Genomic DNA, 5,379 nt, shown 5'->3' with positions numbered 1-5,379 from the left:
TTATTGCAACAACCTGAAGAGCGTTTTGCATGGTTAAGGTCAAAGAAAGATAGGTTCTGATAAAACTTTCTTGTCATCGGCTCCGTTCGCCGTTATGATCGGTCGTCTTTTAAGCAACTATTGACACACACATGAAGGCAAAAGCGATATTACTCGCCTCTGTCCTGCTCGTGGGTTGCCAGAGTACCGGCAACGTTCAACAGCACGCACAGAGCCTTTCTGCAGCTGGTCAAGGGGAAGCAGCAAAGTTTACAAGTCAGGCACGATGGATGGACGATGGGACGTCTATCGCGCCAGATGGTGACTTGTGGGCTTTCATTGGCGACGAGCTAAAGATGGGAATTCCGGAAAATGACCGGATTCGCGAACAGAAACAGAAATATTTACGCAATAAGAGCTATCTCCACGATGTAACTTTACGGGCAGAGCCGTATATGTACTGGATAGCAGGGCAAGTTAAAAAACGTAACATGCCTATGGAACTGGTACTACTACCCATAGTGGAGAGCGCTTTTGATCCTCACGCAACGTCTGGCGCCAATGCCGCAGGCATCTGGCAGATCATTCCGAGCACGGGGCGCAATTATGGTTTGAAACAGACCCGCAATTATGACGCGCGTCGCGATGTTGTTGCTTCAACAACTGCCGCGCTGAATATGATGCAGCGTCTGAACAAAATGTTTGACGGCGACTGGCTTCTGACCGTAGCGGCTTATAACAGCGGCGAAGGTCGGGTCATGAAGGCAATTAAAACGAACAAAGCGCGTGGGAAATCCACGGACTTCTGGTCGTTACCGTTGCCGCAGGAAACGAAGCAGTACGTGCCTAAAATGCTGGCATTGAGTGATATTCTCAAAAACAGCAAGCGTTATGGCGTACGTCTGCCAACGACCGATGAAAGCCGTGCTCTGGCGCGTGTGCACCTGAGCAGCCCGGTTGAAATGGCGAAGGTTGCAGATATGGCGGGGATTTCCGTCAGCAAGCTGAAGACATTCAACGCTGGCGTGAAAGGCTCCACGCTGGGCGCAAGTGGGCCGCAGTACGTGATGGTGCCAAAGAAGCATGCAGATCAACTGCGTGAATCTCTCGCTTCAGGCGAAATTGCTGCTGTACAGTCGACGCTGGTTGCCGACAATACGCCGCTTAACAGCCGTGTTTACACCGTACGCTCTGGCGACACGCTTTCAAGCATCGCTTCACGTCTCGGCGTAAGCACCAAAGATTTGCAGCAGTGGAACAAACTGCGCGGATCTAAGCTGAAGCCAGGCCAAAGTTTGACGATTGGTGCAGGCAGTAGCGCACAGCGACTGGCAAACAACAGCGATAGCATTACGTATCGTGTGCGCAAAGGCGATTCGCTTTCAAGCATTGCTAAACGCCACGGCGTGAACATCAAAGATGTGATGCGTTGGAACAGCGACACTGCGAATCTGCAACCAGGCGACAAGCTGACGTTGTTTGTGAAAAACAACAACATGCCAGATTCCTGACAAACCAGTTAATAAAAAGGCACCGATTCCCCCGGTGCCTTTTTTATTTATGCCGCTTTATGTGCTTCTACCATGATGATATCACTGGTGAAAGAGCCGTCATTCTGCAAGGCAAAATACGTTCTCACCTCTGTCGATGCGCTCTGTTGGTAAATGCGAATAGCGTCTACTAACGCTTCTGGCGTACGCATTCTCGCGACCCATGAAGAAAATTCCAGCGGTAACTTATCTGTAATTAAATTATCAACTATCAGATTGGCTTCATTGATTAACCTCAACCACTCACCGCTGGCGTAGTTTCGTACGTGAGAGGTATCGCGTAATGCTTCTACCGTCTGTAACCAGATGTCGCGCACTGGATGACCCGGAGACATTACGTCCATCACAATCATCCTACCGCCAGGTTTCAATATCCGGTTCACTTCACGCAGTGCTGCACCAACATCATGCCAGTGATGGGCAGAATAACGGCTGATAACAATATCAAATGCGTTATCGGCAAATGGCAGACTTTCGGCATATCCCTGGCGGGTGGTGATATTTTTCAGTTGCCGGGCTTCGGCAGCTTGTGCCACGACATCCAGCATTTGAGCAGATAAGTCATACGCCACCACCGTGCTCACGTTTTGCGCAGCGACAAAGCTGGCATGCCCTGCTCCGCAGCCCATATCAAGTACACTTGCACCAGGATAATCAGCCAGACGCACCGCCAGGCGCTGTAAATCTCGCCCGGATGCATGTACGGTACTGGTTAAATACTCACTGGCCTGCTAGCTAAACTGCTTTTCTACGTGGTCATGGTGGGATTGTGTTGTCATTGCGCTGTCCTTTTGTTGTTTGAGTATAAAAGGACAGCGCCAAACGTTGGTCTGCCCTGTGGCAGACCTGACATACCTTATTTATCAGGCTTGCCGGGACTGAATTCAACGAGTAGCGGATTGTGATCGGAAGCGCGCGTAACCAATACAGAAGCTTCGCTGACGTTCAGACCACGGTAGAAAACAAAATCGAGCGGGCGGCCAAACGCCCGACGGCGCTGATCATCGGTAAAACGCACCTGGCGCAGCGACATTTCCCGCGCAAAGCGATATAACGCGTTCATCCTTCTACGGCTCCAGGCATTGAAATCTCCTGCCATAATGACCGGGCCGCTGTGGTGAGCTATCTGATCACCAATAGGAAGTAACTGCTTACTATAGACATCCACGCCCAGACTGAAGTTGACGGCGTGTATATTAACCACCATCAACAGGCGGGTGTCAGGTAATGGATAGACCGTCACCAGTGCCGACTTCGCCAGACGCAAAATGGGTTCTCGTTCACGTAACGGGCAGCAATACACTGGATGTGCCGCCGAAAGGGTCATTACGCCAGAAGGATGTTGTGGCAGTACGAAAGCGGGTACCTGATCGGCGGCAAGATAGTTAGCGGTCGCAAACTGTACTAACTCTGGCGTTGTCTGCGCTTCCTGCAATAACACCAGATGTGCATCTTTGCCGTAGTTCTTTAATACCGACAACCATTCAGCGCGTTGCTGTTTGTATATGTTCCACACCAGGATCCGAATACGCTCTTCGGTACTTAACGGTTCCCCAGGTGGTAATGCCTGGCCGATGCTCGCAAAAGACCCCGGCGGTAAGATCCTTTCCGCAGGTTGTCCGGCAACATAGCGCATGGTATAGGTGTTTTTTCGCACTTTTGACTTTGAAACCTCTATTACGTCAACCCTTCCGCACTCGGGAGGGTTCTACTGTTATAGGGATTTTAGCTCACTCTTTCAACGAGCAATTGTATATTGTTATGTAAGCAAGTGCTTACACCGGTCAGAATTTTGCTCATTGTTGAGAACATTAAATCGGATGACATATCACGCATCCTGATGGTTTAATGACAAATAAATTCAAAATATCTCTTCTATTTTGCAACAGGAGCAAAAATGAAAGCCACGTCGGAAGAACTCGCCATTTTTGTTTCGGTCGTCGAAAGCGGCAGCTTTAGCCGGGCAGCGGAACAATTAGGGCAAGCAAACTCAGCGGTAAGCCGGGCAGTGAAAAAGCTGGAGATGAAACTTGGCGTTAGCCTGCTTAATCGGACCACGCGACAACTTAGCCTGACGGAAGAAGGCGAGCGTTATTTTCGTCGCGTACAGTCAATTTTGCAGGAGATGGCAGCGGCAGAATCAGAAATTATGGAGACGCGTAATACACCGCGTGGACTGTTGCGCATCGATGCCGCAACTCCAGTGGTGCTGCACTTTCTGATGCCGTTGATTAAGCCTTTCCGTGAACGCTATCCGGAAGTCACTTTGTCGCTAGTCTCCTCCGAAACGATTATTAATTTGATCGAAAGAAAAGTTGATGTCGCGATACGCGCCGGTACGTTAACGGATTCCAGCTTACGTGCCAGGCCGTTATTTAATAGTTATCGAAAAATTATCGCCTCCCCCGATTATATTTCCCGCTACGGGAAGCCAGAAACGATCGACGATTTAAAGCAACATATTTGCCTGGGATTCACTGAACCCGCTTCCCTCAATACCTGGCCGATAGCCCGTAGCGATGGACAATTACATGAGGTGAAGTACGGTTTGTCATCCAATAGTGGGGAAACACTGAAACAGCTTTGCCTGAGTGGCAACGGGATTGCGTGTTTGTCCGACTACATGATCGACAAAGAAATCGCTCGCGGAGAATTGGTGGAGTTAATGGCAGATAAAGTGTTGCCAGTGGAAATGCCATTCAGTGCAGTCTATTACAGCGACCGTGCGGTAAGTACGCGCATCCGGGCTTTTATCGATTTCCTTAGCGAGCATGTAAAAACAGCTCCCGGAGGAGCTGTCAGAGAGGCTTAATCCCATTCAGGAGCCAGACCTTCCGGGCTAACCAGGCGGTCGTTGCAATCCAGTGCGGCGATCGCTTTTTTATCTTCGGCATCAAGCTGTAAATTTTGTGCCTTAAGATTACTTTCCAGGTTTTCACGTTTAGTAGAAGAAGGAATTACTGAGTAACCTTCCCCCATAGCCCACGCCAGAATCACTTGTGCCGGAGTCGCATTGTGTTTAGCTGCGATACGAGCAATAACCTCATCTTTCAGGGCCTTACCATACGCCAGCGTCATATAGGAAGTAATATGGATGCCGTGCTGTTTAGCCCAGACAACCACTTTACGGTTTTGCAGATAAGGAGAGAGTTCAATCTGGTTAGTAGCGATGTTTTCAGCGCCAACAGCAGCAATCGTTTTTTCCATCAACGGGATCGTGAAGTTGGAAATACCGATCTCACGTGTCAGACCTTGTTTTTTGGCTTCCAGCAGCGCCTGCATAAACTCTTCAACAGAGACTTCATCGTTTGGTGACGGCCAGTGGATTAGCGTCAGATCAACATAATCGGTACGCAATTTTTGCAGGCTCTCTTTCAGACTTGGGATCAATTTGTCTTTGCTGAGATTTTCAATCCAGATTTTAGTGGTGATGTAGAGTTCATGACGTGGCACGCCACTTTCTGCAATCGCCTGACCTACTGCGGCTTCGTTATCATAGATTTGTGCGGTATCAATTGCGCGATAACCAAGTTCAAGCGCCGTTTTCACAGATGAAATAACAACGTCGTCTTTCAGACGGAAAGTACCTAAACCAAATGCAGGGATAGCCATAATATGCCTCTTTTAATGCTATTTTCGTTAACTGAGGTGATTATGGGCTTCAGACTGTTGCGGAAAAAGAGCGTAAAACGCAGAGGATTTTTGCGATTCTGGCAATAATAGATATCCAGACGAAAAAAAACCTCGAGCGTTAACTCGAGGCTTCTTAATAAGTGGCGGAACGGACGGGACTCGAACCCGCGACCCCCTGCGTGACAGGCAGGTATTCTAACCGACTGAACTACCGCTC

Annotated in this window: 4 protein-coding genes and 1 pseudogene; 2 read left to right on the top strand and 3 right to left on the bottom strand. The window is 49.1% G+C overall.

Annotation, left to right across the window (positions count from 1 at the left end; all coding sequences use genetic code 11):
* Positions 1-131 precede the first annotated feature (131 nt).
* Complete coding sequence (gene mltD, locus QZF50_RS22390; protein ID WP_000644685.1) at positions 132-1,490, top strand: murein transglycosylase D; 1,359 nt, start codon at positions 132-134, stop codon at positions 1,488-1,490.
* Positions 1,491-1,537: 47 nt separating this feature from the next.
* On the opposite strand, the pseudogene QZF50_RS22385 reads toward mltD, so the two are convergent.
* Both QZF50_RS22385 and QZF50_RS22380 read right to left on the bottom strand, forming a co-directional pair.
* Positions 1,538-2,308 (bottom strand): annotated as a pseudogene (locus tag QZF50_RS22385) (methyltransferase domain-containing protein).
* A 77-nt stretch (positions 2,309-2,385) separates the two neighbouring features.
* The gene (locus tag QZF50_RS22380; RefSeq protein ID WP_061892092.1) at positions 2,386-3,186 is read right to left on the bottom strand and encodes an endonuclease/exonuclease/phosphatase family protein; all 801 of its coding nucleotides are present in this window, start codon (positions 3,184-3,186) and stop codon (positions 2,386-2,388) included.
* Positions 3,187-3,426: 240 nt separating this feature from the next.
* Here QZF50_RS22380 and yafC point away from each other — a divergent pair, with 240 nt between their 5' ends.
* A complete protein-coding gene (yafC, locus tag QZF50_RS22375; RefSeq protein ID WP_000648572.1) occupies positions 3,427-4,341 on the top strand; it encodes a DNA-binding transcriptional regulator YafC in 915 nt (304 codons plus the stop codon).
* Here the strand turns inward: yafC and dkgB are convergent.
* Positions 4,338-5,141 carry a 2,5-didehydrogluconate reductase DkgB gene (gene dkgB, locus QZF50_RS22370; protein ID WP_000997043.1) on the bottom strand — a complete coding sequence of 268 codons (804 nt, stop codon included), beginning with the start codon at positions 5,139-5,141 and terminating at the stop codon, positions 4,338-4,340. The two genes, yafC and dkgB, sit on opposite strands and share 4 nt — an antisense overlap.
* Positions 5,142-5,379 lie beyond the last annotated feature (238 nt).

The organism is uncultured Escherichia sp. (assembly GCF_948475835.1).
In the GTDB taxonomy this organism is placed as follows: Bacteria; Pseudomonadota; Gammaproteobacteria; order Enterobacterales; family Enterobacteriaceae; genus ECMA0423.
The sequence above is the reverse complement of the archived record's forward strand: the minus strand, read 5'-3'. Positions and strand labels throughout refer to the sequence as shown.

Excerpts from the sequence above, each read along its gene's own strand:
- mltD (WP_000644685.1), top strand. The coding sequence starts at position 132 with ATGAAGGCAAAAGCGATATTACTCGCCTCTGTCCTGCTCGTGGGTTGC.
- yafC (WP_000648572.1), top strand. The coding sequence starts at position 3,427 with ATGAAAGCCACGTCGGAAGAACTCGCCATTTTTGTTTCGGTCGTCGAA.
- dkgB (WP_000997043.1), bottom strand. The coding sequence starts at position 5,141 with ATGGCTATCCCTGCATTTGGTTTAGGTACTTTCCGTCTGAAAGACGAC.